Raw genomic sequence first — 26,813 nt, 5'->3', positions numbered from 1 at the left:
CACTCGCATGAAACAATCTCGCGCCTTAATCGTTGAAGGAATTGGTTATGCCCCGTTTATCTACTGAGCAGCTTTCTATGGAATGGGGGGCGTTGAACCAGCGCTTCAGCGCACACAGCCGAGTATTTATACTCGACTTTTGCCAGCGTCATGCGCTGCCGCTGGCTGAGCATTTTTATCAACAGATGCTGCAAGACGCTGGCGCTTCCCCTTTTCTGTCCCATGACCAGGTTAGTAGTCGCCTGCGTTCATCCATGCAACGCTGGGTCGCTGGGCTATTCGCTCCGCAAACCCATGAGGATCTGTTGCGGATCATCGCCGAGCAACAAAAGATCGGCGAGGTACATGCCCGTATCGATATTCCGGTACACCTGGTTTTGCGCGGCGCACGGGCAATGAAGGTTGAGTTTATCCGACTGCTCTTGGCCGACGGCCGCCTCTGCGGCGATGAATACCTTGAAGTGGCCCGCCTGATGTCGGACACCATCGACCTAGCGATGGAGGTTATGAGCCAGGCTTATGCCAGCTCTCACGACCGCAATTCCCGCACCGAAGAAGCCTATCGACTGTTTTCTGTCACCCAGAATATTGCCAGTGAGAAAGAGCGCCAACGCGGCGCACTGCTGGATTGGGAAAACCAATTGATGTTTGGTTTGGCGACTGGTTTGAGTATTGCGCAGTTGCCGCGGATACGAACTTGCGAGTTTGGTGTGTGGTTTCGTCACAAGGGCGCTCATGCGTTTGAAGGGACGCCGGAGGCCAGCCAGATTATCCACGGCATGGTGCAGATCGATGACGTACTGCTGCCGTTATTCGCTGAGGAGTGGCGAGACCGAGTGCCGCAGCTGCGTGAAATGCGCGATCTGGTTAGTACTATCCGGTTCAACCTTGATCATCTGTTTGAGCAGAATAGCGAGCTTGAGGCCGGACGCGATGTACTTACCCGGCTACTCAACCGCAAGTTTTTGCCGGTGGTGCTGAGCAAACAGATTACTTATGCGCGCAACCATGGAGCTGAGTTCGCCGTGCTGGCGCTGGATATTGACCACTTTAAGCGCATTAACGATGGCTACGGGCACGAGGCTGGAGATCGCGTATTGCAGCAGTTGGCCGCTTTACTGGTTAACAATAGCCGGGCAGGGGACTACCTGTTCCGGCTTGGCGGCGAAGAGTTTCTGATGTTGCTGGTGGATACCGGACTGAATGGCGCCAGGCGTGCCGCGGAAAAGTTGCGTGCCAGCGTTGAGCGTGAGGTGTTTCGTTTGCCACAAGAGCAGACGCTCAGCGTGACGATGAGCATCGGCCTGGCCTGTTTTGATGGCCATCCCGATTACCAGCAGATGATGCGCCGTGCAGACGAAGCACTGTATAAAGCCAAAGAGGGCGGGCGGAATCAGGTGGTTCAGGCTATCTAGGTAGTTGCGCTCAGAGCGTACCGGTCCTGATTTGATCAGGCGGCACGTTGCGGCTGCGCTGATACCTGATCAATCAGCACGTCCATGACTCTTGGCTCTGGTTGGCATCCCTAACGTGCAGGCTTATGCTGTTTCATCTACGAGACATAAGACCTACAAAGGGCTTCCAATGACAACAGCACTGCCCGATGGCCTGATTGTAGTGGCCAAGGCCGATTGCCCTACCTGCCGCTTGGTGGAACCACTGCTCGCCGAAATGGCGCAAGGCGGCCCGCTGACTGTTTACGTGCAGGACTCAGTCGATTACGCCGCTGATTTGTCCGGCTCGCTTTACGACAAGACGCTGGAACACTCCTATCGCCTGGGCATCGAGTTCGTGCCCACGCTCATCCGTGTTGAAAACGGACAGGAGATCGAGCGTACCTATGGCTGGCACAAGGAAGACTGGCGACAGCTGAGCGGCGTGGCTGAGCTGGGCGAGGCGCTGCCGGTGATGCGCCCTGGCTGCGGTTCCAAAACGCTTGAGCCGGGCATTGCCGAGGAACTGGAACTGGCCTTTGGCGACATCCAGCTACAGTCCCGTGAGATCGACATTGCGGGCGCTGATGACCCGATGGAGGCCTGCTACGAGCGGGGCTGGAGCGATGGTTTGCCGGTGGTGCCACCAACGCCGGTGCGGGTGTTGCGGATGCTCAAGGGTACCGAGCGCAAGCCCGATGAAGTCGTGGGTTTGATGCCGCCTGATCTGGTGCCCTGCACCGTGGAGAAAGTCGCGGTGAACGCCGTGCTCGCGGGCTGCAAGCCCGAGTACATGCCGGTACTGTTGGCCGCGCTGGAAGCCTCACTGACCGATGAATTTGGCTTGCACGGGCTGATCTGCACCACGATGTTTGGTAGCCCGATGATCATTGTGAATGGCCCGGCGGCCAAGGCCATCGGCATGAACTCGGGGGTGAACGCACTGGGGCAGGGTAATCGCGCCAATGCCACTATCGGCCGCGCGCTGCAGTTGATTATTCGCAACGTGGGCGGCGGCCGGCCCGGTGAGATCGACCGCTCCACGCTGGGTAACCCCGGCAAGTACAGTTTCTGTTTTGCTGAAGCAGAAGACAGTGACTGGTTGCCGCTGGCGCAGGAGCGCGGCGTCGAAGCAGGCCGTTCGGCGGTGACGATCTTCCCTGGTGAAGGCGTGCAGGGCATCGTTGACCAGAAATCCCGTGATCCTGAGTCCTTGGCGCGCTCCTTTGCGCTGTCGCTGCGCACCGTTGACCACGCCAAGCTGGCGATGGCCGGTGATGCGGTGTTGGTGGTATCGCCTGAGCATGCGCGGGTCTTTATCGACGCTGGTTGGTCCAAGCAGCGTTTGCGCGAAGAGCTGGAGCAGCTGCTGATGGCGCCCGGCGCGCAGCTGGTGGCTGGCGCCGACGGCATTGCCGAAGGTATTCCGGCGCGTTTTCAGGATCAACAGGTTCCCAAGTTTCGCCCCGGCGGTCTTTTGATCGTCCGGGCTGGCGGTACAGCAGGTCTGTTTTCCGCCATTATTGCTGGCTGGGCCGCGTCTGGCCCGGTTGGATCTTCTCCGGTAACACGTGAGGTAAATACATGAACGACAGCATATTGCTCGATCCGACGGCCGAGCAGGCCCCGGCTCAGCGCTCGCGACTGGCACGACCTGCCAGCCTTGAGGGCAAGCTAGTTGGCCTGCTGGATATTTCCAAGCCGCGTGGCAACGTCTTCCTTGATCGTATCGAGGAGCAACTGGCGGCGATGGGGATTGAGGTCAAACGCTACAACAAGCCGACCTTTACCCGTGTGGCGCCTACCGAACTCAAACAACAGATGGCCGCTGAGGTTGATCTGCTGGTAGAAGGGCTGGCTGACTGAGGGTCTTGTACGTCGTGCTGTATGCATGACATAGCAGACCTGGAGTCACGCCAGATCCCAGGAGTAGGGGTTGCTTCCAGTGAATTTGTACAAGCGGCTGCCTTGCAGTCCAAGGCGCTTGGTTTTGATCCGGCGATGGTTTTTGTGCCACACCCGATCCAGGACCGTACCGATGATGAAATGCGCGCGCTGGCCGACGGCGCTCTGGCGGATATTCTGCGCCTGCTGCGTGCCGATACAGAGGATGCCAGCGACTGAGCAGAACGGGAGGGCAGCCGCATGACCGAGGTTGCCCAACCGATGCACCGCCCGCCGGCGGTAGACAAGGCGCTGAAGTGGCCCGGCATGCAGGCGCTGGTGGCTATTCATGGCCGCGCGCTGGTGCTTGAATGCCTGCGGGTGGCACTGGAGTCATGGCGCCAGGGCCACATCAGTGATGAGGCTGAGGTGTTGCACGCGGTGCAGCGGCAGATCGAGCAGCTGCTGGCGCCGTCCATGCGGGCGGTGTTCAACCTGACCGGAACCGTACTGCACACCAATCTGGGCCGCGCGCCATTGCCGCCAGAAGCCATCGAGGCGATGACGGCGGTCGCGGTGGGTGCCAGTAACCTTGAATTCGATCTTAAGACGGGCCAGCGCGGCGACCGTGACGATCATGTCGAGCAGTGGATTTGCCGGCTGACCGGTGCTGAAGCGGCGACCGTGGTCAACAACAACGCCGCCGCCGTACTGCTGGTGCTCAACGCCTTGGCCAACCGTCGTGAGGTGGTGGTTTCGCGCGGTGAGTTGATCGAGATTGGCGGTTCTTTCCGCCTGCCAGACATTATGGCGCGCGCTGGCTGCAAGCTGCACGAAGTTGGCGCGACCAATCGCACGCACGCCAAGGATTATGTCGAGGCCATTGGCCCGCGTACTGCCTTGCTGCTCAAGGCGCATACCAGTAATTACCGGATTGAAGGCTTCAGCACGGCGCTGAGCGAGGCGCAGCTGGCCGAGATTGCGCGTGCGCATCAGGTGCCGCTGATGGTGGATCTGGGCGCTGGCTCACTGATCGACCTGCAGGCATTGGGCTTGCCTGGTGAGCCGGTGGTATCGCGGGTGCTGCAGCAAGGGGTTGATGTGGTTACCTTTAGTGGTGACAAACTGCTCGGAGGGCCGCAAGCCGGCATTATCGCTGGGCGCGCAGACCTGATCGCGCGCATTCGCAAGAGTCCCCTCAAGCGGGCACTGCGTTGCGACAAGATGACCCTCGCCGCGCTGGAAGCGGTATTGCGTTTGTATGCTGACCCGCAAACGCTGGTGCAGCGCATTCCGGCGCTACGTTTGTTGACGCGCAGTCAGGCTGATATTCAGAGCACCGCAGAGCAGCTGTTGCCCAGGTTACAGGCCTGGGTGGGTGAGGCGTTTGAGGTCGACGTCTGTGCGGTCAGCAGCCAGATTGGCTCGGGCTCGTTGCCACTGGAGGTGCTGCCCAGCGCCGCCTTGCGCCTGCGCAGTCGCAGCGCCAATAAACGTACCCGTAGCCGCGATCTACGCACCCTGGCCGAGCGCTTGCGCCAACTGCCGCAGCCCGTGATCGGGCGCATCGCCGATGACAGCATGCTGCTTGATTGCCGTTGTCTGGAACACCCGGAAACCCTTCTGGCGCAGTGGGTCACCGAGGCGTGATCATTGCCACTGCCGGGCACGTGGATCACGGCAAGACCACGCTGATCAAAGCGTTGACCGGCGTCGATACCGATCGCCTGGCCGAAGAAAAACGCCGTGGGCTGACCATCGAGTTAGGCTTTGCCTGGTTGCCGACCGAGTCCGGCCTGCCGTTGGGATTTGTCGATGTGCCAGGGCATGAAGGGTTCATCAGCACCATGCTGGCGGGTGTGGCTGGCGTCGATATGGCGCTGCTGGTAGTGGCCGCTGACGACGGCGTTATGCCCCAGACCCGTGAGCACCTGAGTATTCTGCGCCTGCTTGGCGTTAGCGAACTTGAGGTGGTGCTGAGCCGCTGTGACCTAGTGGATGATGCGCAGCAGCAACGGGTTGCCGCGCAGATTGCTGAGTTGCTGCACGAGGAGGCTTGGCCGCTTGCCCCGGTATGGCGGGTTTCCAGTCTGAGCGGACAGGGCATCGCCGAGCTCAAGGCGCATCTGTTGGCGCGCGCCGCCGAGCAGGTTGCGCAGAAGGTGGGCGGCCATGCACGGCTGATGGTGGATCGCCGCTTCAGTATTACCGGTGCGGGTTGCGTGGTAACCGGCACCCTGGTCAGCGGCGAGCTTAAGCCAGGTCAGCGCTTGCTGTGCGGCGACGTCGAGTTGCGCGTGCGCGGTCTGCAGATGGCCAGTAAAGAGGTGACGGCGGTTCAGGCTGGTCAGCGCTGCGCCGTCAACCTGACAGGCGCGATCACTGAGGACGTGCCACGTCGTGGCGATTGGCTCAGCAGTGCCGTATTGCCAGCAAGCGAGCGGCTGGATGTCGCCTTGCATCGGCTACCTGATAGCCGCTGGCACCGGGGCGTATTGCAGTTGCACCTGGGCACCGGGGTTTATCCGTTACGGGTGGTGATGCTGGATGATAGCACTGAACCGGTCATCGCTCAGCTGATGCTGGAGCAACCAGTACAAGCGGTCTGGGATGAGCGTTTTATCATCCGCGACCCGGCAGCCAATACTACCTTGGGCGGTGGTCAACTACTCGATCCGCAAGGTTTACGGCGTGGCCGCAGCAAGCCACAACGCATCGACTTGATGCGCGCCTGGCACGCGGCGAAGGATGCAGAACAGGCATTCGCTGCTGCGCTGGCGCGGGGTGAGGTGGAACTAGTGAGTTTTGCCCAGCGCTTTAATCTGAACGATACCGAGCTTGAAGCACTGCTGGAGCGCAGCGAAGCGTTGCAGTTGGCCGGCTATGCACTGAGCGTAGAGCGCAGCGAACAGGCCTGGCAGCATCTACACCTGCGCTTGAGCGACTGGCACAGCACGCACCCGGAACAGCTGGGGCCGGGGGAGGGCGAGTTGGCGCTGGTTTCTACTCTGCAGTTGCCCCTGTCACTGGGGCGTGCTTTGTTACGTCGCTGGCTGGATGAGGGCAGGCTGCAGCGCCAAGCCTGGGCCTGGTATCTCGCGGGCCACAAACCGCAACTGCAAGCGGGCGATCAGGTGTTGTTGGCGCAGGTCAGTGAGCAGTTGCAGCCCGCTGGGCTGAGGCCACCGATTATTGGTGAGCTGGCCACCCAACTAGCTATGCCGCTGGATCAGCTCAAGCCGTTTTTGCAACGTATGCAGCGCGCGGGTGAGCTGATAGCAGTGGCGCCAAATCGTTACTATTTACCAGACCAGGTTGCGGGTCTGGTGGCCGTGGCAAAGGAGTTGGCGGCAGCCTCCGCCTCTGGTAGCTTCAACGCCGCGCAATACCGGGACGCCTCGGGTATCGGCCGTAACCTGACGATTCAGGTACTGGAATATCTGGACCGCGCGGGGGTTACCCGTTTCGTACGTGAACAACGTTTTCTTGCCGCAGGCTGATTCTCAGGCCTGTATCGCATAGGAAGGACATCGTCCCCGGTGGGGCGCCCGGATTTCAACTCCGGTGAGATGCGCAACGCGTGTCTGGTGGGTTCGACTCCCATGTCCTTCCGCCATTTACCCAACCTGTTTCAGAGTGCGCTAAATGGCTCTGTCATAAAAGTTTCTGCTTTGAAATATTGTCACCAATAAGACATCGATTTGTTGCGTAATAGCCGCTAAAGCTTCATCTGGTTTTGCATTTGTTGTCATCAATGATCTGCATCCTGTTTGGGATTGGCACTACAACCCCCTGATGAGGATGGAACCGATGTCTCAAGCGCAAAACGATCAGCTGATAATTATCGATAATGGCGAGGGTGATGAACCGCTGAGCACTCGCAAGATGAACCCCCTTTTTTCCAGCATTCTTGAGGCGCGCTTGGCGCGGCGCCAGGTGCTCAAGGGGAGTGCAGGTGCTGCTGCGCTGGGCTTCTTCGGGTTGGGGCTGGCTGGCTGCAAAAGCAGTTCTAGCGATGATGGTGATGAGCCGGGTAGCCCGGCCGAATTGATTGGCTTTTCTGCTGTGGCAGTCAACAGTGAAGACAAGATTACTGTCCCTGAAGGCTACAGCTATCAAGTTTTGATTCCTTGGGGAACCCCGATTATTGGCGGCGTCACCCGTGCGTTGGCCGATAGCGGTGCTGATCAGGCACAGCAGATAGGCTCGCACCATGATGGTATGCACTTCTACGGCATTGACGGTAGCTCCGACGACGGTCTGCTGGTACTGAACCACGAGTATGTAGAGCCGCGCTTTATGCATGCATCAGCCGTGGGGCTATCTTTGGGCAGTAGTGCGTTGCCACCGCTGGATAACGGCAAGCGCCCGGCTGATGAGGTGCTCAAGGAACTGAACGGCCACGGGGTGTCCGTGGTGCGCGTGGTCAAAGGCGCCAACAATGAATGGCAAGTTCAGTTTGACGCCTTGAACCGCCGGATCACTGGCCTGACGCCAATGGAGCTGCACGGCCCGGTGCGCGGCACCGATTTTGTTAAAACGCTCTACAGCCCTACAGGCACCATGACCCGTGGCACCTTGAATAACTGCGGCAATGGTTATACGCCCTGGAACACCTATATGGCGGCCGAAGAGAACTGGGCCGGTTACTTCACCAACAAGGGTGATAACCCGCGTGAGCACTCACGTTATGGCGTGGGCAGCGGTACCGGTCGTTATGCCTGGGAGCTGGCCGACAGTGGCGCTGATGAGTTCATCCGTTTTGACGCCAGCATCAAGGGCTTAGACGCTACTCAGGATTACCGTAACGAGCCGGTCTGCTTCGGCTGGATGGTTGAGATCGACCCCTTTGCGCCGGAAAGCAACCCGAAAAAGCGCACTGCCATGGGCCGCTTTGGCCATGAAGGTGTGGTCTTTGCCCCGGCAGAAGAAGGTAAGCCTGTGGTGTGTTACTCCGGCGATGATTCGCGCTTTGAGTACATCTACAAGTTTGTCACTGCCAGCAATTACAACGCGGCAACTGCCAGCGGCGATATGCTGGACGAGGGCACCCTTTACGTTGCCAAGTTCAACGATGATGGCAGCGGCGAGTGGTTGTCTCTGGTCTACGGTGAAAATGGCCTGGATGAAACTCATCCGGATACGCCCTTCACCAGCCAGGCCGATGTGCTGGTCAATACCCGTCTGGCTGCGGATGCGAGGGGGGCTACCCCAATGGATCGGCCGGAATGGGGCGCTGTTGATCCCGCCAATGGTGATGTCTATTTCACCCTGACCAATAACTCTAACCGTTCCGCTGGCCAGGTCGATGAGGCCAACCCGCGTGGACCTAACCTGCATGGTCACATCATTCGCTGGTCAGAAACCGGTGGCGACCAGGCCGCGACCACCTTCAACTGGGATATCTTTCTGTTTGGTGGTGATAGCGGAGAAAGCGGCCAGGATACCAATATTGGTTATGACCCGAACGGCGACCAGTTGACCGCAGACAATATTCTCAGCTCGCCGGACGGTATGTGGATCGACCCTGACAGCCGGGTGTGGATTCAGATGGATAGCGGCTTTGATGACCCCTACGGTAACTGCGCCATGTTGGTTGCCGACCCCAGGAAAGGCACGCTCAAGCGCTTTCTGGTTGGCCCGATTGATCAGGAAATTACCGGTATCACCATGTCGCCGGATCAGAAGACGTTGTTCATTAACGTTCAGCATCCGGGCGAGGGGACCTCAGGCGCGAATTTCGCTGCGGGTAATTACAGCAGTAACTGGCCGGATAACACTGCCGGCGCCTACCCACGTTCGGCCACGGTAGTGGTGTGGAAGAATGACGGTGGTGTCGTCGGTAGTTAATGGCGGGCAGTGTGCTAATGCACTGTCTATAAAACCCTGTTTTCAGGGGCGGGTGAGTTATTGCCTGCCCCCTTTGTTGTGGAGGTTTTTATGGGTATTGGTGGAGTGAGTGTGGGTTCGTTATTGATCGTTCTGGTCATTGTCATGTTGCTGTTTGGTACCAAGCGTTTGCGTAATATCGGTGGTGATTTAGGCGGCGCAATCAGCGGATTCCGCAAGGCCATTAAGGAAACGGATGAGGTACAGGAAGGCTTGGCGCTGGATGCCGCGCAAAAACCGGCCGCACAGCGCGAAAGTCAGCAACGCGCCTGAGGCGAGGAGCTGTGTATGTTCGGCAACGGCATGACTGAGTGGCTGCTGGTATTTGTGGTGGGGCTGCTGGTGTTAGGGCCTGAGCGACTGCCGGCGGTAGCACGTTCGGTAGGACGTGTAATGGGCAGGGCTAAAAACATGCTGGCTGATGTGCAGCGGGAGTTGGGCGAGTCTGTTCCTGCCGACGAGCTCAAACAGGTGTCAGACAACGTGAAAATGCTGCGACAGAGTAACGTCAAGACGCTGGTGCGCAGGGTTGTGATTGATGAGGTGGAAAGAAAACAGGGCTGAGAGTCAGCCCTGTTTTTCGTTGCAGAGATAAGGGTGTTTAGTCGGGGATGTTGCAGGCGTCGAGTAGCACTCGAGGGTAATTGTCAGGTCCTACGGGCCCATCAATCGTATAATTACAGCCGAAGTTCGAATCAGCAACCGTAGCGGGTGTATTCCAGTCATCGCCCCCAGGTTTGATATCTAATTGTTCCCAATCGAGCATGGCATCGAGGGTGTCTTCAAACTCAGCCACTGTGAAATCGCAGTGCCCTGGCGCCCTGATAGCTCGCTGAACCAGAAGCCCGCCATTACCGTTAGCGTTGGCGCGTTCACGGTACTGCTGCTCCATCAGAATGGGGACAAAGAGGTCGCCAATAGTGTGCGCAGTCACTACTGGAACGTCGAACTCGCCTTTCACGGTAGGTATCCAGCGCAGACCATCATCGCGAAGCGCGTTGGCACCCTCTTCAGCTTCTGCTTGAATAATCATGCTGTTGAAGTTTATTTCGTCGTTGGTCAGTGGCTGCCCGAGGTTGCTTTGATAGCGATAAGTAATGCCTGTGGTATCTACAACGTTTTTGAGCGTGATGCCTTCTACGGTTCCATCTGAACCGGCAAATCCCTGCAGCAGATCCTGAAAGAATCCGAAGCTGACGTTGTAAATAGGGCGCTCGCCACCGCTCAAGTTCCGCAGGGCTAGGAAGAAATTGAATCCTTGGGCCGTCAGACCAAGCGCGCTTTTGTCTGCATCATAGTTGTTCCAAATCACCGTCCGCGCTTGCGCAAGCATGTCTGCTGCCTGTGCTTCGGTCAGCGGGAAGTTATCAAGTGGTACGCCAGCCAGCGCTGCCAGGGAAATGGTGTACCCGGCGAAATAATTGAACAGTTCGGTATCACCGACCACGCCGCACATTGGCGCTGCGCCTGAATACGCTACTACGTTGTTAGCGGTTTCAATCGTTTCTCTTTCTACCGCCGCGGCGGCGACATGACCGCCCATCGATACGCCCGTGATGTAGTACTTTTCAGGCGCTGTTAATGTTCGACCATTTTGAGCTGCAATATCGGTAAAGGCCAAGGCCAACGCGTTGGTATCTTCAACGCCAGCCCGCACATCGTAGTAGTTGGTGCTGTAGCTGGAAGCGGCCCACGCGTAGCCGTTGTCTAGCAGATACTCACGCATAGGGGCGTTGTCGACCGTGAGGTCGGAACCCTCACCCCGGAAACCGTGGGCATACATTACCAGGTAGCCGTTCCAGTTCTCCGGTACTTCCACCCTGTAAGCTGCACCGTTCAGAACCCCGACCCAGCGGTCCGTAGTGTTGTAGGGGGCTTCGTCTCTCAGGGCGGTAAAGTCCGCGCTGGTTTCCTGTACTGGTTTGAAAAAATTGGCGTCTATCCGTTTCTGCTGCTCTCGGACTTGGGCGGGCGCGTCGTCGTCGCCACCTCCGCCGCCGCCACTGAGACAGCCAGAAAGAGCAAGACTGCTGATAGCCAAGCCGATCAGCGCAGTTTTCTTTAATTCAAACATTATTGTTGTTCTCCGTAGCGCAAGCCTAGTTGTTGTGTTCCCCGTCCTCGGGTTTGGCATTGCTCGCAGAAGTAAAGCGGTGTTCCGGTTGTCTCGCAAGTAGTTATTGGCTCAGTCTGAGACGGTTTCGCTATCAAGTATGAGGCTTTATAGAGTTTGGTGATGTGTGTAACAAGGAAGACACCCATTTGGGTGATGTGTCAGCATGATCTCTCCCGATAGCGTCTCAACTTTGCAGTCAAGCCTCTGGAATAACCTATTCAGGGGTTGCTGCTAGATGGCAAAATCGTGACAATCGAATCAAATGCGCAGTCTGTTTCAAACCTATAACAATAATTTTGCAAAGAAAGGTCAGTATGCTTCCTCTCGCTGGCCCGGACGCCGTCCCTCGGCCCCTTTGCTATGGAGAACGCATGCCATTGGTTGCTCGCTTTTCAGCGGATATCGTCATCAGGCTGACGACCGCTATTGTGGTGCTGTTCAGCGCATGGCTGTTGGCCCACCTCACATGGATGCTGGTTGAGCCTGATAGCGTACTGCCGGCACCTGCGGTGCTCGGTTACCCCACCTCCAGCAACGAACCCGGTGCAGGCCGCCCGGGTTTTCGTGAGCTCGCCGTACTGTCTGTTTTAGGCCGCGCGCCTGCGGCCGATGGTCCCGTCGTCGTCAACGCACCGGATACCAAGCTCAGTTGGACCCTAAAGGGCGTCTTGTCTGATCCTGATCCCAAACGCAGCGCAGCGATTCTGGCCACCCAGGGCCAACCGGAAAAACTCTACCGAGTGGGCGCCGAACTTCCAGGTCAGGTACGTCTTGATCAGGTCCTGTCTGACCGCGTCATGCTGGTGCGTGATGGCCAGCTTGAAACCCTGCGGCTCAAGCGTCACGACGTAGGTAGTAGCGTGCGCAGTGCCGGCCGCCAGGCGGCGCTGCCGACCACGAACTCCAATCTTACTTTGGCCCCCGATGGCGGTGTGGCGCGCATTGATCGCAGCGCCTGGCTTAACGACCCTCAGCGTTTTATGGAGGTTATCAGTGCAACGCCGGTAATGGTTGATGGCGGTATGTATGGCCTTGAGGTTTCTCCGTCGCGCAACGTACGCGAGTTTGAGGCGGCCGGCTTACAGTCGGGTGACGTGATCACCGATGTGGACGGAACCCCTATCTCAGATATCGAGGATTATCGCGACATTCTCAAAGAGTTGTCTGACGCCAGTTCGGTGTCGATTTCGCTTGAGCGCGATGGCGAGCCTATGAACATTACGATAACAATGGATTGATATACGATGCCCATGCAGTTTCGTCTTAACCGTTTTACCCTTTCGTTGGCATTGAGCCTGTGTTTGAGCACTACGCCGCTGGCGGCGCAGGCGCTGATTGAGCCACAGGGGGATGGTTCCGAAGATCTGGTGCTAAACCTGCGCGGAGCCGACATCAATGGCTTGATTGAAATCGTTAGTCAGGAAACCGGCATCAACTTTATTGTTGATCCGCGGGTGCGTGGCGAGGTCAATGTGGTGTCGGGTAAGCCAATCCCGCGTGATGAGCTTTATCCGCTGTTTCTCGGCGTGCTCAAGTCCTACGGTTTTGCTGCTGTGCGTGGCTCTGATGGAGTCGTGCGCATCGTGCCTGAGGTGCAGGCCAAGGAAAATGAGTTGGCCGGGCTAACCAGCAGTACGCCGGGTGATGAGGTCATCACTCATGTGATCAACGTGAAGAATATCAACGCCGGTCAGTTGGTGCGTATTCTGCGTCCGCTGGTACCCAAGGGCGGCCATCTCGCCGCGGCAGCGGAATCCAATACCCTGGTGATTGCCGATACGGCGGCCAATGTGCGCCGTATCCAGTCCCTGGTTGAACGTATCGATCAGGAGTCCATGGAAGACTTTGAAGTGTTGCCGTTGGAGCATGCTTCAGCCCTGGACGTGGTTCGGATAGTTCAAGGTCTGGAAAGCAATTCTCCCAGCGAAGAGTTCACCAAGGGGCCGCGCTTGATCGCCGACGAGCGCACTAATACGGTGATCCTGCGCGGCGATCCGCAGAGCCGCATTGCCCTGCGTAGTGTGGTTCGCCAGTTGGATGTGCCGGGACAGGATGGCAATACTCAGGTGCATTATTTGCGTTACGCCAATGCTGAAGAGGTGGCAGAGGTGCTACGCGGTATCGCCGAGGGGCGCGAGCAAAACGCCGGCACCTCATCGCAAGCGGGCGGCGCACCTACGACCAGCAGTATGAGCAATCAGACACGGGTACGCGTCGAGGCGCATGAAAGTACCAATTCGGTTGTGGTCTATGGCCCGGCTGAGTTATCCCGCGAGCTATCCAGCATCATTCGTCAGTTGGACATCCGTCGCGCGCAGGTACTGGTCGAGGCCGTTATCGCCGAGGTGTCTTACGAGCGGGCCAAGGAGCTGGGCGTGCAGTGGGGGTTTGGTAGTGAAAACTCGGGCGTGGGTATCATTAATTTCAACCGCAACGGTCGTGGCATTGTTGATCTGGCCGCAGGTCTCAATGGGTTTCTGGAGGGTGATCTGGCCTCACCGCCTTCGCTGGGAAGCGGTCTGAGTTTGGGCGGCGTAGGTAGCATCGGCGGCGCGCAAATTGCGCTGCTGATCAATGCACTGCAGGGCGACACCGCCAGCAATATTCTGTCTACTCCCAGTCTGCTTACGCTGGATAATGAAGAAGCCGAAATCGTCGTCGGTCAGAATGTTCCCTTTATTACCGGCCGCTCGGTTGAAGATTCAGGGCAGGCGTTCGATACCATCGAGCGTGAAGACGTGGGTATCAAACTGAAGATTCGTCCGCAGATCAACGAGGGCAACGCAGTGCGTCTGGAGATCGCGCAGGAGGTCTCGCAGATTGCACCCGGCACCAGCGGTGCGGCCGATATCATTACCAATAAGCGCAGCCTGACCACGCATGTCATGGTCGATGATAATCAGTTGATCGTGCTCGGTGGTCTGATTGACGATCAACTGGTTGAGACTGCCGATAAAGTGCCTTTGCTCGGTGATATTCCCGGTTTGGGGCGTCTTTTTCGTTATGACACCTCAAACGTGCAGAAGCGCAATCTGATGGTCTTCCTGCGTCCGGTCATCATTCGCGATACGGCCGTTGCTGAAAGCCTGACCCACAGCAAGTACAGCTACATCCGTGATCAGCAATTGGCGGAGCAGAATCGTCGGGGCCGCGCATCGGATGCTGTGGTGCCGATATTGCCCGATTGGAACTATCTGCTGACTTTGCCTGCGCCATTTGAGAATGCCATGCAGGGCGCCGCCAGACCGTCTGCTATTTCTGCACCGCCGTCAGCGCTTTAGGAGCAGGTCATGAGTGAGACCGAATTCAGTCCTGGGGCAACGCTCGCCAATGCGCCCGCGGAAACCGGTTATCGTTTTGCTCGTCGCTTTGGCGTGCTGCCGGGCAATGTGCGTGAGGATGGTCAGCTGGAAGTGTTCGTGCGCGCGGATTGCGACCCGCAGGGTCTGCTGGAGCTGCGACGTCACAGCAGCCATCCGCTCAGCCCGACCTTGCTGGACGACGACACCTTTGCCGCGCATCTGCGCAACAAGTACGAGCGCTCGGCCAATGACGCCATGCAGTTTGTTGAAGGCCTGGGCGATGATGCTGACTTGATGTCGGTTGCCCAGTCGCTGGCCGAGCCGGAAGACCTGCTGGAGTCGCAGGATGAAGCGCCGATCATTCGCCTGATCAATGCTTTGCTGTCCGAGGCAGTGAAGGAAAACGCGTCGGATATTCATATTGAGCCGTTTGAAAATAGATTGTCTATCCGCTTGCGGGTCGATGGCGTGCTGCGTGAAGTACTGGAGCCACCGCGTGCCTTGGCACCGGTCATCGTTTCGCGCATCAAGGTAATGGCAAAACTGGATATTGCCGAGAAGCGCCTGCCGCAGGATGGCCGTATTGGTTTGCGACTGGTTGGCCGTGCAGTGGATGTGCGCGTGTCTACCTTGCCTTCGGGGCATGGCGAGCGTGTGGTGTTGCGTCTGCTCGACAAGCAGGCCGGGCGTCTGGAACTGCGTCAGCTGGGCATGTGCAGCGAGCATTACGATGCCATGGAGCGGGTGATCAGCCGGCCGCACGGCATTGTGCTGGTTACCGGGCCAACCGGCTCGGGTAAAACCACTACGCTATATTCCGCACTGATGCGGCTGAACGACCGCACGCGCAACATTCTCACCGTCGAAGATCCGATCGAATATTACCTCGATGGTATCGGCCAGACGCAGATCAACAACAAGGTCGATATGACCTTCGCCCGTGGTCTGCGGGCGATTCTGCGGCAAGACCCGGATGTGGTCATGGTCGGCGAAATTCGTGACGTGGATACGGTGCAGATCGCGATTCAGGCCAGCTTGACCGGTCACCTGGTGTTTTCCACGCTGCACACCAATACCGCTGTGGGCGCCATTACTCGTCTGCGCGATATGGGAATAGAGCCCTTTCTATTGTCGTCCACGCTCAATGGTGTGCTGGCGCAGCGACTGGTGCGCACGCTCTGTCCTGAGTGTCGCGCGCCGCATGAAGCGACAGCCAGTGAATGTCGGCTGATCGGCGTTGCACCTGAACAGGCGCCTACGCTGTATAGCGCCGTAGGTTGTGACGCCTGCAATGGTGGGGGATATCGCGGCCGTACCGGCATTTATGAGCTGATTGAAATCGACGATACCCTGCGCGGCCTGATTCACGATGGTGCCAGCGAACAAGCCATGGTCAAGCACGCTCGACTCGGGCAAATGGGTATTCGGCAGGATGGTTTGCGGCGTGTTCTGGCGGGTGATACCACGCTGGAAGAAGTCCTTCGCGTTACCCGGGAGGACTGACCGTGCCCGCTTTCGAATATGTCGCTCTGGACAATGCCGGGCATACCCGCAAGGGCGTGGAGGAGGGTGACTCCCCACGGCAGGTACGCGGGCGACTGCGTGATCAGGGCCTTACGCCTATGTCGGTCAATCAGGTCGCCGAAAGCACCTCGCGCCTGCGCATGCCTAGCATGCAAAAACGTATCAAGCCGCTGGAATTGTCGCTGGCGACTCGTCAAATGGCGACCTTGGCAGGTGCTGGGCTGCCGATTGAAGAGGTATTGGGTACCGTCGCCCGGCAGAGCGAGTCACCGCGCGTGAAGTCGGCACTGTCCGCCGTGCGCACGCGCGTAATGGAAGGTTTGCCGCTGGCCCATGCGCTGAGCGAGTTCCCCTCGGTGTTTCCGCCGATTTATCGCACTACCATTGCTGCAGGTGAGCAGGCTGGGCGCTTGGACATCGTATTGGAGCGCCTGGCTGATAACGTGGAAGCGCAAAACGCCATGCGCCAGAAAATCCAGCTGGCGATGTTCTATCCCGCCATTCTGACCTGCGTGGCCCTGTTGGTGACGGTGGCATTGCTCACCTATGTGGTACCCGAGGTGGTGCAGGTGTTTGATGGCATGAACAAGGAACTGCCGCTACTCACGCGCTCGCTGATTGCGGTCAGTGACACGCTGCGTGAGTGGGGTTGGCTGATGTTGCTGGTGATGGTTGCCATGGGCTTTGGCGCCAAGACGTTACTGAAAAAAGACAGTAATCGGCGCCGTTGGCATGAGCTATTGCTCAAGCTGCCGCTGCTTGGCCGGCTGAACCGCGGCCTGAATACCGCCCGCTTTGCACGGACGCTGAATATCCTGGCTGGCAGCGGCGTGCCATTGCTGGACGCGCTCAATATGAGTGCCAGTGTGATTAGCAACCTGCCCATGCGGGAAGCGGTCTCCGAGGCGGCGCAGCGGGTGCGCGAGGGCGCGGGGATTGGTTACTCGCTGGAGCGCAGCGGCTACTTTCCGGCAATGACGCTTAGCCTGATCAAGAGCGGGGAAAGCAGCGGCACCCTGGACCAGATGCTGGAACGCGCCGCCGAAACCCAGGAGCGAGAACTGGAAGCACGCATTGCCATGGTCATGGGGGTTTTTGAACCCTTGTTGATTCTCGCCATGGGGGGCGTGGTACTGCTTATTGTGCTGGCAATTCTGTTGCCTATCTTTGAACTCAACCAATTGGTGAACTGATGATGTGTATTGCAAACAAGCCGGCGCGCGCTGCTCAGCGCGGTTTTACCCTGATTGAGATCATGGTGGTAGTAGTTATCCTGGGCATTCTTGCTGCAGTGGTGGTGCCGCGCGTTATGGATCGTCCGGATCAGGCCCGCATCACCAAGGCGCAGAGCGACATTCGAGCGCTGGAAAGCGCCCTTAATCTGTATCGTCTCGACAACTTCAACTACCCGACCACCGAGCAGGGGCTGAATGCGCTCGTGCGCTTGCCGACGGGCCAGAACGCGCCGCGTAACTGGCGTACCGGCGGGTACCTTGACCGCTTGCAGAAAGATCCGTGGGGCAACGACTACCAGTATCAGACCCCAGGTCGCGATGGCCGTCAGTTCGATATTTATAGCCTGGGGGCCGATGGTCGTCCGGGCGGTACCGAGGCCAATATGGATATTGGTAACTGGGATCTGGATCAGACGAATCAACCCTGATGAAACAACGGCGGCTATCTCGCGGGAGCGCGCAGACGGGGTTTACCCTGATCGAGCTGCTGGTCGTGATGGTGCTGATTGGCGTGATTGCTGGGCTGGCAACGCTGGCCATTGGTGATGGTGCTGATCGTGAACTACGCCAGGAGGCGCAGCGGCTGGCCGGTGTGCTGCAATTGGCCCATGACGAATTGCTTATTACCGGTGGCGCTGATCGCGCGCTAGGGTTGCGCAAAGAGGGTTACAGCATGCTTGATCTGGTGTTGCTCGATGACGCTACCCGTGAATGGCAAGCGCTGCAGGACCCGCAGCTAGGGCCGCACTACTTCACTGAAGGCGTGGTGGAACTTGAGTATGAGACTGACGGCGCGCGGCAGAGTCTGTCACAAACCGACAGCTGGAAGCCGCATGTACGACTGAGTAATACCGGAGAGCTGACACCGGGGCTGATTGTGTTGCGGGTGCCAGGCAAGGACCTGGTGCAGTATCTGAGTATCAGCCTGGATGGGAGTATTGAGGTGAGTAATGAGCGCCCGTAAATCCGGCGGCTTTACCCTGCTTGAAGTCATGGTTGCGTTGACCATCCTGGCGGTAGCGCTCGCAGCGCTGGTCAAGTCCGGCAGTGATCATGCCCGCAATACCATCTATCTTCAGGAGCGCACCATGGCGCATTGGGCCGGAGAAAATCTGCTGGCGGAATATCAGTCCGGCATGCGGCCAGCGGCGGTGGGCGATCTGAATGGGCAGACCGAGATGGGACCTTATCGCTTTGGCTATAAGGCTCAGGTCAGCGACTACAGTGCCACCTCGCCATTTCCATTGCCTGCGGTACGCCGAATCGATATCCGGCTCTGGTTGTTGCCGGGCGATGAAAGCGGACAACGGGCTGTTGTTAGCGGCTTTGTGCTGCCATGAACACGCAACAATCCCGAGGGTTTACCCTGCTCGAACTGCTGATTGCCATGGCGGTATTCGCGATCATGAGTGTGGTGGCCTATTCCGGTCTGCGCGCGGTGCTGGATGCGGATCATGTGACGCGTGCCAGTTCCAGTCAGTTGGCAGATTTGCAGGTTAGTCTGAGTGTGCTGGAGCGAGACCTGGCGCAGATGGTTGATATTCAGGTGCGCGATGAGTTTGGCGATCGTTTGCCGCCGTTGCGGTTGCTGGCCGGTACCGAGCAGCCGCTGCTGGAAATTGTGCGCGCCGGTTCCGGCGGAGATCAGCGCTTGCGACGCACTGCCTGGCGACTCACGGAAGCCGGGCTGGAGCGCGAGCTTTGGCCCGGTGTTGATATTACCGATGCCGAGCAGCGGCGTATTCAGCCCTTTGCTGATCTGGTGGAAGAGGGCGAGCGCTTGGGTGTTGAGACGGGCTTTGCTTTCGTGGTACGCGGTCCCGGCGGCCTGGAGCGGGTCAATAATTGGCCACCGGAAGGGCTTGATCCCAGCAGCAGTCAATTGCCCTTGGCGGTTGAGCTTGTGCTGGATGTGCCGCGCCTGGGGTTGATTCGACGCCTGATTCCGGTAGGCACGCTATGAAGCCGCAGGCGCAGCAGCGCGGTGTGGCGCTGATTACCGCTTTGCTGGTGGTGGCGCTGGCGGTGACAGCGGCCGTGGGTATGGTTTTGCGCGGGCAGGCCGATATTCGCCGCAGCAGCGCGGTATTCGAGCGTGATCTGTCACGGCACATAGCGCTAGGCGCGGAAAAAATGGTGCTGCAGGTGTTGGAACAGGCAGATGGACCTGATGATTTGCTATGGGATACCTGTCTATCACCTGTTTTGCCCTTCGAGGTTGACCAGGTAAAGCTCCAGGCCACGTTGGATAACATGCGGTGTCGCTACAACTTGAATGCGCTAGCGGGCGGTGACGAACAGCAGCAAGCCGATTTCGCGCGACTGGTTGATCGGGTGGCGCAGGATTCAGGTGTGACTATGCCATCAGGGGCGCAGCTGGCCGTGGCGGTCAGCGACTGGATGGATCCCGAGACCGATGACCCGCTATACCGCCTGCAGGATCCACCGAGGTTGTCCGCCAATCGCACCATGCTGGTTGCCTCTGAATTGAACTCAGTGGCGGGTATGACCAGCGAAGCCTGGCAAGCGCTGGCACCCTATGTGACGGCTTACCCCGCACAGGAAAGTCCGATCGACCTGGAGCGAAGCCCGGATCTGATGAAAGAGGTCTTTGCTGACCGCGCATCAGGTGATGATGCGGCCTGGTTTATGCGCCTGCAAATAGTCGCTGAGTTTGGTGAGCGGCGCTTTTTTCAATGCACCTTGCTGGATGCGCCCAACGGCAAAGTGGTCCTGCGAGAACAAACGGCTTGTGAGCCATGATAATAATTGGATCAGACAATCTATGTTGATAGTGCTTTTACCTGAACAACCGCTGCTGGCGGACGATGCTGATCCGGCCCTGTACTGGTGGCGTTGTGATCGCGATGGTAGCCAGCTGGACAACGGTCTGGACGGGCTGGGTGCGCTGCGCCAACGCTTTGGCAATGAGCGTATTCGGGCGTTGGCGCCAGCTTCGTCGGTTAACCTGTTCCGGGTGCGACTGCCCACACAGCGCGCCGCTGCGGCGCGCGCCGCATTGCCCTATGCGCTGGAAGAGCTGGTCAGCCAGGAGCTGGATGAGCTGCATATTGTCATGGGGCCGCGTCGTGCCGACGGCCAGACCAGTGCGGCGGTTGTCTCGCACACGCCCATGCAAAGCTGGCTTGAGCGTTTTCGCCAAGCCGGCTGGCGGCTCGAAGGGCTCTTGCCGCAGGCTACGCTGCATGCGGATGAGAGTCCGCAGCAGGCGCTTTTGGTTGCCGCGTCACCGTGGCCCCAGCAAACAGAGCAAGTACTGGTGCTGTCCTCCTCAGAGGAGCCAGTGCTGCTGGACCGCAGCCTGGCGGGCATCTGGATTACACGCCGCTTGGCTGCGCTGGAAGCTGGCGCCCAACAGCTTGGTTTGTCGGGGTTGACGCTGGCAGAACTCAATCTTTCGTTGCCCGAGACGGTACAGATAACGCAGCTTCCGGTTAGCGACCGCCTTGCTCCAGCCTTGCATCAGGCCGTGCGCAACCAACCACCATTCAACCTGCTTTGTGGGACCTATGCCGTCAGTATGGCCGCACCGCCCTGGCGCAAGTTGCGGCCGTTGATGATCGCCAGCGGGGTCTCGTTGTTGTTGGCCTTGGGGTGGCTCGCTGGAGAGCACATGATTCTCAGCCAAGAGCGCGACAGTCTGCGGGCAGATATTGACCGTTTGTTTGATCGCGGCATGCCGAACAGTCGGCGTAGTGATCCGGTCATGCAGTTTCGCCAAACCCTGCAGGGGGGCGCGCAGATTAGCTCGGATAGCGGTATGGGGCCCCTGTTGCATGCGTTCTTCACGGTGCTGGCAGAGCACCCGAATGCTGAGGTGGTGAAGATTCGCGGTAACCAGGATAGCGCTGAAATTGAGCTGCGCGTGGCCTCTTTCTCGGACCTTGAGGCTATCAGGGCGGAGCTGTCAGCGTTACCGGGCATTAGCGAGAACCTGGAAGGAGCTGATTCGGAGAATGACGGCGTTTCCGCGCGCGTGAAAGTACAAAGGAGTGGCTCATGAAAAGCTGGTGGGCAGGACTGGCCCCGCGTGAACGACTGATTTTGCTGGCAGGATCGGTGTTTTTGCTGGTTATGGCTTTCTGGCTGGTTATCTGGGAGCCGCTGATTGCCGGACGTGCAGAGCTCAGGCAGGAAGTGCGGACGTTGTCAGCCGAACGTCTCTGGATGGAGCAGGTAGTGGACGACGTTAGGCGTCGGGCGCGGATGTCACAGGGCGAAACCAGTTCGAGTGGCTCAGTGTTGACGCTGGTTGAAGTGTCGGCTCATGCGGCTGGTTTGAAGGAGGCGCTGTCGCGGGTGCAGCCGGAAGGTCAGGGCGCGCGGTTGAGCTTTGATCAGGTTGGTATGGACGCGTTATTGAGTTGGCTGGCCGACCTCGAGCAGCGCCAGGGATTGCAGGTCACACAGTTAGCGCTGGACGTAACAGAAGCCAAGGGCATGGTCTCTGCCAGATTGCTTGTGGAGCGTCCCTGATGCAGCGTCTTTTGCGACTCAGAACCCTTTTGGTGTTGTCCCTGCTGGTGTTTGTATTGACTCTGCTGAGTAATTTGCCAGCGAGTCTGGTCTGGCGCCAGGTGGCGCCGAGCTTGCCGGCGGAGGTAGAACTGCAGGGGATTTCCGGCAGTTTGTGGCAGGGAAATGTTGCCAATATGCGGGTAGATGGAATAGACCAGGGTGCCTTGCGCTGGGATTGGTTGCCGGTGGCCATGCTCAAGGGTCAGTTGGCGCTTGATCTGGATTGGCGTCCGCGAAATGGCCAGGTATACGCCACCTTGCGTCTGGGGCTGGATACGCTGGTACTGGAGCAGGTTAATGGCCGGCTGGATGCGCGCAGTATGGCGGCGGTGAACAAGGCGCCTTTTATCCTGACCGGCGACTGGCTACTCGATATTCCCGAGCTTAGGCTGGAGGAGTTTGAGCGTGTAGCCCAGGCGCAGGGACGTATTGTTTGGCAACAGGCGGGCGGCGGCCTGCCGGAACCACTCGCGCTGGGGCATCTGGCTGCAGATCTGAGCAGTGAAAACGATTGGTTGATGATGACGCTTTCCTCTGACCTGGATGGGCCGTTGGCGCTCGATGGAACGGCAAAATGGCGTCCGGCACAGGCCATGCAACTGGATACCCGGTTAAAGGCTCGCCAGCAGGCTGATCCAGGCTTGATTCAGGGCCTGACGATGTTGGGACGACCCGATGCTGATGGTTGGGTACACTGGCGCGCAAGGCTGCAATGACAATGTTAACGCAACAGCATAATAGGATGGGCGCGATGCGCGGAGTATGGTTACTGGCAGTGCTTTTGGGATTAGCAGGTTGTGCCAGCTCAACGGTAAAGCAGCAGGAACAGAGTTCGGCCGTTGCCGATGCGCGAGCGCGCCTGGGTATGGGGCAATGCAATATGAATCTGGCGCAGCAGGTACATCAACTTAGTGACCCACAGCTCGACCTGGAGGCGGCCTATCTATGTTTGCAGCAGGGTCAGCTGCCGCCGCTTGAATTGGTGTTGGAGGATTTTGCCAAGCGCCACCCGGATGCGCCGTATCAGGATTACGCCTCGTACCTGCAGGCGATGGTGCCCTTCGCGCGCTTTGAAATGGCAGCCGGTGATGACCAGGAGCGCTTACGAGTGGGTCGCGAGGCACATGCCCAACTGACTGGCTTCATTCGGCACTACCCGGAGTCTGCTTATCGCAGTGAGATTGTGCCGCGCCTGGAGACCCTGCTGGAAGGTATGGCGCAAGCTGAATACGACCTGGCCATGCTGGATGTGGAAACCGGACAACGCGAGCGAGGCGAGGCGCGCTTGCGTTACTTGACGCAATATTACCCACGAAGCAAGGCTGCCGTTGAGGCGCAACACTGGTTGGGTACGGCGCCATCGTCGACGTCAGATTAGTTACTGCTAGGTCAGAGTGCGGGGTCAGGTCAAGCGATTTTGTAGCGATTCGGTCGGCTTTTTTTGCGCTTATTCGGGGCGCCTCGGGTTGACATTGTGCACAGATACGGGGCGGGCTGTCATTGAACCGTAAGATAACTCTGTAAGTGCTTGAATTTGGGTGTTGAATTTGTAAGTTGTTGATTTTATTGGATAAAAAATAGGTTAAAAAATAACCATTTTGCAGCGTCGCCCCAGCTACCCTAGCTCGGCGCGCTGTTCAAACAAGCTATCCACAAAGTTATGCACAGATTTTGTGGATAGCTTTTCGCAGGCCGGGCCAGTTACGCGTCGTTTCAGATCCCCTGCGGGATATCCTCGCCACCGAGGGCGTTGGTAAGCGCGGGAATAAGTTCACTGAGGGTGCTGGACATGATGCTGAAGCTGGCGTCCAGTTGGCTTGCCATGTCATCCCCGGCGTTATCATCAGCTTCATCACGCAGCAGGTCTTCAAACTTCAGGCGCTTGACGGTGAGCTTGTCGTCCAGGCTGAAGCTGAGTTTCTCCTGCCATTGCAGCGCCAGTTGACTGACTTGCTTACCGGCTGAGAGGTGCAGCTGAATTTCATCGCTGGCCAGATCCTGACGCTTGCAGCGCACTACGCCGCCATCCTCACTGGTGTCGCGTAATTCACATTCGTCGCCGATCACCATCTGCTCGGGTGCGCTGCCATCTTTCACCCACTGGGTCATGCAGGCAGCGGGAGCCATCTTAACGTTCAGCGGACGAACCGGCAGAGTCCCGGTGCATTCGCGCAGCAGGCTCAGAAGGTCCTCAGCGCGCTTGTGGCTGGAGCTATCGACCGCGACCCAGCCCTCACCCGGGCAAATGCAGGCATAGGTCGTCTGCGTGCGCGTGAAGGCCCTTGGCAGCAATGACATGATGATGTCGTCTTTCAGGGTGTCGCGCTCTTTCTTGTAAACCTTGCGCGAATCACGGTTCTCGATTTCCTCGACTTTCTCAGCCAGCGCTTCCTTGACCACGCTACCGGGCAAGATGCGTTCTTCTTTGCGCATAGCGATCAGCCAATAACCGTTGCTGGTTTCCAGTCGGTTCTCTGAGTGACGGCCATAGGGGGTAGTCCAGCCCAGTGTATGGGTTTCCTGGCTGGCGCAGGGACGTGATGGCTTTTCCTCAAGCGCATCGAGCAGCTCGGTTTCGCTGAAAGGAATCGGTTGACTGAAGCGATAGAGAAGCAAATTACGAAACCACATTGTGCTGTCCTTCTGTTGTTGCCTTGGGGCAGTGCGCCCGAGAAAGCGAGCAATTTTGCCTGAGCCCATGCGTCACGACCAGTATTTACGGGGCTGATGAATAAGATATTGAAATAGGCTAATTTTTTTTTGAAAAAGGTGTTGCCATAATCGAAAAAGCTGCCTAGAATGCGCCCCACTTCGAGAGCAAACGGGTGATTAGCTCAGCTGGGAGAGCATCTGCCTTACAAGCAGAGGGTCGGCGGTTCGATCCCGTCATCACCCACCACTCGAGGTATATAGCGCAGCGGTAGTTCAGTTGGTTAGAATACCGGCCTGTCACGCCGGGGGTCGCGGGTTCGAGTCCCGTCCGCTGCGCCATTTCCCCCTCAGATGTAAATCCTGTTTATCCCCTGAATCGTGTAGCAGTTATCACTGCGCTGATTCGCCTGTCCGTTTATCTCTGATCCTGTAGCCTGCCCCTTCAAGCCCTGTTAAGCTGATTGCTTTATTTCGCCCTGTGTGGGCCTGTCTATTGAGGTAAGCATGAAGCGTAATCTGCTGGCAGTCAGTGTTGCAGTCGGTGTCTTGATATTGTCCGGTTGCGAGAAGGAACCAGAACTTACTACCCCTATCCAGCAAGCCTCCTATGGCATTGGTTTGAACATGGGGCAGAGCCTGTTGCAGGATGGCCTGGATGATATTGATGCTCAGGCATTGGCGCTCGGTCTGGAAGATGCGCTATCCAAGGCTGATCATCGGGTAGGTGATGAGGAGCTGACTGCTGCTTTCACCACGTTGCAGGAGCGCGCGCAAGAGCGTGCCAAAAACCTGGCTGACAAATCCCTGGAAGCCAATAAGAAGTATCTGGAAGAAAATGCCGCGAAAGACGATGTGGTAACCACCGAGTCTGGCTTGCAGTATGAAGTCTTGACTGCTGGCGATCAGGATTCTGCGCAGCCTGCTGCGGATGACGTGGTTGTCGTGCATTACGAAGGTCGCTTGGTTGATGGTACTGTTTTCGACAGCTCTGTCGAGCGCGGTGAGCCAGCAGAGCTGCCGGTCAATGGTGTTATTCCTGGCTGGATGGAAGCACTGCAGCTAATGCACGTGGGTGATAAGTGGAAAGTGACCTTGCCGAGTGAGCTGGCCTACGGTGAGCGCAGTCCTAGCCCGGTTATTCCGCCTAATTCTGTCCTGGTGTTTGAAATGGAGCTGATCTCCATTGCTCCCACAGAAGAATAAGCGGTAACACGTAGGAATGCCCGAGGCAAGGCCTTCGGGCATTCAAGTGTTACCCTTATGCACAATTTCCGGTAACACTTTCTGTTTACTTCCTACTTATTTTCTGATCCTTTCCTTCCTTTGTAACTGGCTGAAAAATATCGCTTTTTTCTCTGGTTAAAATATACCCTTTTTGACTGCAAGCGCTTTCTAACGGGCGTTTGAAGCACTTTTCCAGTTTTTTTACACAGAGTTATCCACAGGTTCTGTGGGTAACCGATCAAGATGTACCAGGTGTAAGGGGTTGCTCAGTCGAAGCGCTGGACTATGCGTTGCATTCGGCCATCTTCAATCATCTGATCAATGCTTTGGGCCAGTCTTTGGCTGTTGTCTTCAGTGGGGTTGGTAATGGCGCATTGCAGTGAGAAGGTTTCTACCGCCCAGTTACTGATACGAAATGATGTTTGGCCGGTCGGTAGCAGGTGTTTTACTGCGCGACGCAGGTCGATGGCGGCATCCAGTCGACCTCGTTCAAGCATCTTTAGTCTGGTTGGTAGATCACGTACGTCGTGCCGCGTGATGAGCTGCTGTTCAAAGGCAAGGGTTGCCTGGGGGGAGTAGTGGTAGCCCTGCGTGGTCCCGACTATTGCCCCTTTGAGCTGGCCGAGTGATGCGGGGGCAGGAGTGTCCAGCCGCGTTATTATCACGTCCGCATCCTCATAGAGGCTTTTCGTCCACAGCAGAGATGTCGGTGAGCCTAGCCACGTTGGTTGCGTATTGCAGATGATATTAATCCGGCCGTTTGCCAGGGATTCTTCAATTCGGTTATTTGGGGTCGCAACAAAGATAACGTCGCGCTCGACTACGGCGGCGACTTCGATACCAATGTCGTGCGTCAGGCCTGCTTGCAAGTCGTTATTCTGGACAATCACATAAGGAGCCGGGTCTGCTGGGGAGTATCCCCATAGCAGCGGCTGAGCCTGACTAAGCTGCGTTGTAAGGGCCAGTCCAGCCAAAGCCAGACCAGAGGTGAAATTGGACACAGTTAACCCGCTAT

Annotated in this window: 25 protein-coding genes and 3 tRNA genes; 25 read left to right on the top strand and 3 right to left on the bottom strand. The window is 57.8% G+C overall.

Annotated elements, in window-relative coordinates; translation table 11 throughout:
* Window positions 1-47 precede the first annotated feature (47 nt).
* From H4J77_RS04590 to tatB, 9 genes are all read left to right on the top strand, one after another.
* A complete protein-coding gene (locus tag H4J77_RS04590) occupies window positions 48-1,415 on the top strand; it encodes a diguanylate cyclase (protein WP_182247229.1) in 1,368 nt (455 codons plus the stop codon).
* A gap of 169 nt (window positions 1,416-1,584) precedes the next feature.
* Window positions 1,585-3,021: a thioredoxin family protein gene (locus H4J77_RS04585; RefSeq protein WP_182247227.1), complete on the top strand. Its 1,437-nt coding sequence runs from the start codon at window positions 1,585-1,587 to the stop codon at window positions 3,019-3,021.
* Window positions 3,018-3,557 (top strand): UGSC family (seleno)protein, encoded by a 540-nt coding sequence (locus H4J77_RS20175; protein WP_310734932.1) that lies wholly within the window; start codon window positions 3,018-3,020, stop codon window positions 3,555-3,557. Before H4J77_RS04585 ends, H4J77_RS20175 begins: the two co-directional genes overlap by 4 nt.
* Window positions 3,558-3,578: 21 nt before the next feature.
* The gene (selA, locus tag H4J77_RS04570; protein WP_182247224.1) at window positions 3,579-4,967 is read left to right on the top strand and encodes an L-seryl-tRNA(Sec) selenium transferase; all 1,389 of its coding nucleotides are present in this window, start codon (window positions 3,579-3,581) and stop codon (window positions 4,965-4,967) included.
* Window positions 4,964-6,817, top strand: a complete 1,854-nt coding sequence (gene selB, locus H4J77_RS04565) for a selenocysteine-specific translation elongation factor (protein WP_182247223.1) — start codon at window positions 4,964-4,966, stop codon at window positions 6,815-6,817. The genes selA and selB overlap by 4 nt, the downstream gene beginning before the upstream one ends.
* 21 nt (window positions 6,818-6,838) lie before the next feature.
* Window positions 6,839-6,933: transfer RNA gene (locus tag H4J77_RS04560), tRNA-Sec, on the top strand.
* Window positions 6,934-7,127: 194 nt separating this feature from the next.
* On the top strand, window positions 7,128-9,167 hold the full coding sequence (locus tag H4J77_RS04555) for a PhoX family phosphatase (RefSeq protein WP_182247222.1): 2,040 nt from the start codon (window positions 7,128-7,130) through the stop codon (window positions 9,165-9,167).
* Window positions 9,168-9,257: 90 nt separating this feature from the next.
* Window positions 9,258-9,479, top strand: a complete 222-nt coding sequence (tatA, locus tag H4J77_RS04550; RefSeq protein ID WP_182247221.1) for a twin-arginine translocase TatA/TatE family subunit — start codon at window positions 9,258-9,260, stop codon at window positions 9,477-9,479.
* A gap of 15 nt (window positions 9,480-9,494) precedes the next feature.
* Complete coding sequence (gene tatB / locus H4J77_RS04545; RefSeq protein WP_182247219.1) at window positions 9,495-9,770, top strand: Sec-independent protein translocase protein TatB; 276 nt, start codon at window positions 9,495-9,497, stop codon at window positions 9,768-9,770.
* 37 nt (window positions 9,771-9,807) lie between these two features.
* On the opposite strand, the gene H4J77_RS04540 is transcribed toward tatB, so the two are convergent.
* Window positions 9,808-11,280 carry an alpha/beta hydrolase gene (locus H4J77_RS04540; protein ID WP_182247217.1) on the bottom strand — a complete coding sequence of 491 codons (1,473 nt, stop codon included), beginning with the start codon at window positions 11,278-11,280 and terminating at the stop codon, window positions 9,808-9,810.
* 413 nt (window positions 11,281-11,693) lie between these two features.
* On the opposite strand from H4J77_RS04540, the gene gspC reads away from it, so the two are divergent.
* From gspC to bamD, 13 genes are read left to right on the top strand one after another with little or no spacing between them, the layout of a single operon-like run.
* Entirely contained in the window at window positions 11,694-12,560 is an 867-nt protein-coding gene (gene gspC / locus H4J77_RS04535) for a type II secretion system protein GspC (protein WP_182247215.1), read from the top strand.
* A 6-nt stretch (window positions 12,561-12,566) separates the two neighbouring features.
* Window positions 12,567-14,603 carry a type II secretion system secretin GspD gene (gene gspD / locus H4J77_RS04530; protein WP_220469251.1) on the top strand — a complete coding sequence of 679 codons (2,037 nt, stop codon included), beginning with the start codon at window positions 12,567-12,569 and terminating at the stop codon, window positions 14,601-14,603.
* Between the two features lie 9 nt (window positions 14,604-14,612).
* Complete coding sequence (gene gspE, locus H4J77_RS04525; RefSeq protein ID WP_123890691.1) at window positions 14,613-16,127, top strand: type II secretion system ATPase GspE; 1,515 nt, start codon at window positions 14,613-14,615, stop codon at window positions 16,125-16,127.
* 2 nt (window positions 16,128-16,129) lie between these two features.
* Window positions 16,130-17,341: a type II secretion system inner membrane protein GspF gene (gene gspF, locus H4J77_RS04520; RefSeq protein WP_123890692.1), complete on the top strand. Its 1,212-nt coding sequence runs from the start codon at window positions 16,130-16,132 to the stop codon at window positions 17,339-17,341.
* A gap of 2 nt (window positions 17,342-17,343) precedes the next feature.
* The gene (gene gspG, locus H4J77_RS04515) at window positions 17,344-17,811 is read left to right on the top strand and encodes a type II secretion system major pseudopilin GspG (RefSeq protein WP_218565778.1); all 468 of its coding nucleotides are present in this window, start codon (window positions 17,344-17,346) and stop codon (window positions 17,809-17,811) included.
* On the top strand, window positions 17,811-18,347 hold the full coding sequence (gene gspH / locus H4J77_RS04510; protein ID WP_182247213.1) for a type II secretion system minor pseudopilin GspH: 537 nt from the start codon (window positions 17,811-17,813) through the stop codon (window positions 18,345-18,347). The genes gspG and gspH overlap by 1 nt, the downstream gene beginning before the upstream one ends.
* Window positions 18,334-18,723, top strand: a complete 390-nt coding sequence (gene gspI, locus H4J77_RS04505) for a type II secretion system minor pseudopilin GspI (RefSeq protein WP_123890695.1) — start codon at window positions 18,334-18,336, stop codon at window positions 18,721-18,723. Before gspH ends, gspI begins: the two co-directional genes overlap by 14 nt.
* Window positions 18,720-19,346, top strand: coding sequence for a type II secretion system minor pseudopilin GspJ (gene gspJ / locus H4J77_RS04500; RefSeq protein WP_182247211.1), 627 nt, complete (start codon window positions 18,720-18,722; stop codon window positions 19,344-19,346). The genes gspI and gspJ overlap by 4 nt, the downstream gene beginning before the upstream one ends.
* Complete coding sequence (gspK, locus tag H4J77_RS04495) at window positions 19,343-20,146, top strand: type II secretion system minor pseudopilin GspK (protein ID WP_123890697.1); 804 nt, start codon at window positions 19,343-19,345, stop codon at window positions 20,144-20,146. Before gspJ ends, gspK begins: the two co-directional genes overlap by 4 nt.
* Before the next feature lie 22 nt (window positions 20,147-20,168).
* Window positions 20,169-21,407: a type II secretion system protein GspL gene (gene gspL, locus H4J77_RS04490; protein WP_182247209.1), complete on the top strand. Its 1,239-nt coding sequence runs from the start codon at window positions 20,169-20,171 to the stop codon at window positions 21,405-21,407.
* Window positions 21,404-21,880 carry a type II secretion system protein GspM gene (gspM, locus tag H4J77_RS04485; protein WP_182247207.1) on the top strand — a complete coding sequence of 159 codons (477 nt, stop codon included), beginning with the start codon at window positions 21,404-21,406 and terminating at the stop codon, window positions 21,878-21,880. Before gspL ends, gspM begins: the two co-directional genes overlap by 4 nt.
* A complete protein-coding gene (locus H4J77_RS04480) occupies window positions 21,880-22,638 on the top strand; it encodes a type II secretion system protein N (protein ID WP_182247205.1) in 759 nt (252 codons plus the stop codon). The genes gspM and H4J77_RS04480 overlap by 1 nt, the downstream gene beginning before the upstream one ends.
* A 35-nt stretch (window positions 22,639-22,673) precedes the next feature.
* Window positions 22,674-23,300, top strand: a complete 627-nt coding sequence (bamD, locus tag H4J77_RS04475; protein ID WP_158611299.1) for an outer membrane protein assembly factor BamD — start codon at window positions 22,674-22,676, stop codon at window positions 23,298-23,300.
* A gap of 335 nt (window positions 23,301-23,635) precedes the next feature.
* Here bamD and rdgC read toward each other — a convergent pair whose 3' ends face one another.
* Window positions 23,636-24,553, bottom strand: coding sequence for a recombination-associated protein RdgC (gene rdgC, locus H4J77_RS04470; RefSeq protein WP_123890702.1), 918 nt, complete (start codon window positions 24,551-24,553; stop codon window positions 23,636-23,638).
* A gap of 192 nt (window positions 24,554-24,745) precedes the next feature.
* Between rdgC and H4J77_RS04465 the strand changes: the two genes are divergently transcribed.
* The 3 genes from H4J77_RS04465 to H4J77_RS04455 all read left to right on the top strand — a co-directional run bounded on the left by H4J77_RS04465 (window position 24,746) and on the right by H4J77_RS04455 (window position 25,777).
* Window positions 24,746-24,821 (top strand) — tRNA-Val (locus H4J77_RS04465).
* A 15-nt stretch (window positions 24,822-24,836) separates the two neighbouring features.
* Window positions 24,837-24,913, top strand: a tRNA-Asp gene (locus tag H4J77_RS04460).
* Between the two features lie 165 nt (window positions 24,914-25,078).
* Window positions 25,079-25,777, top strand: coding sequence for an FKBP-type peptidyl-prolyl cis-trans isomerase (locus H4J77_RS04455; protein WP_123890703.1), 699 nt, complete (start codon window positions 25,079-25,081; stop codon window positions 25,775-25,777).
* 287 nt (window positions 25,778-26,064) lie between these two features.
* Here H4J77_RS04455 and H4J77_RS04450 read toward each other — a convergent pair whose 3' ends face one another.
* The gene (locus tag H4J77_RS04450; RefSeq protein WP_158611300.1) at window positions 26,065-26,799 is read right to left on the bottom strand and encodes an ABC transporter substrate-binding protein; all 735 of its coding nucleotides are present in this window, start codon (window positions 26,797-26,799) and stop codon (window positions 26,065-26,067) included.
* Window positions 26,800-26,813 lie beyond the last annotated feature (14 nt).

This window comes from Pseudomonas sp. 5Ae-yellow (assembly GCF_014077575.1).
Lineage (GTDB): Bacteria > Pseudomonadota > Gammaproteobacteria > Pseudomonadales > Pseudomonadaceae > Halopseudomonas > Halopseudomonas neustonica.
Note: the sequence above shows the minus strand (reverse complement) of the source record. Positions and strands in the feature narration are given on the sequence as shown.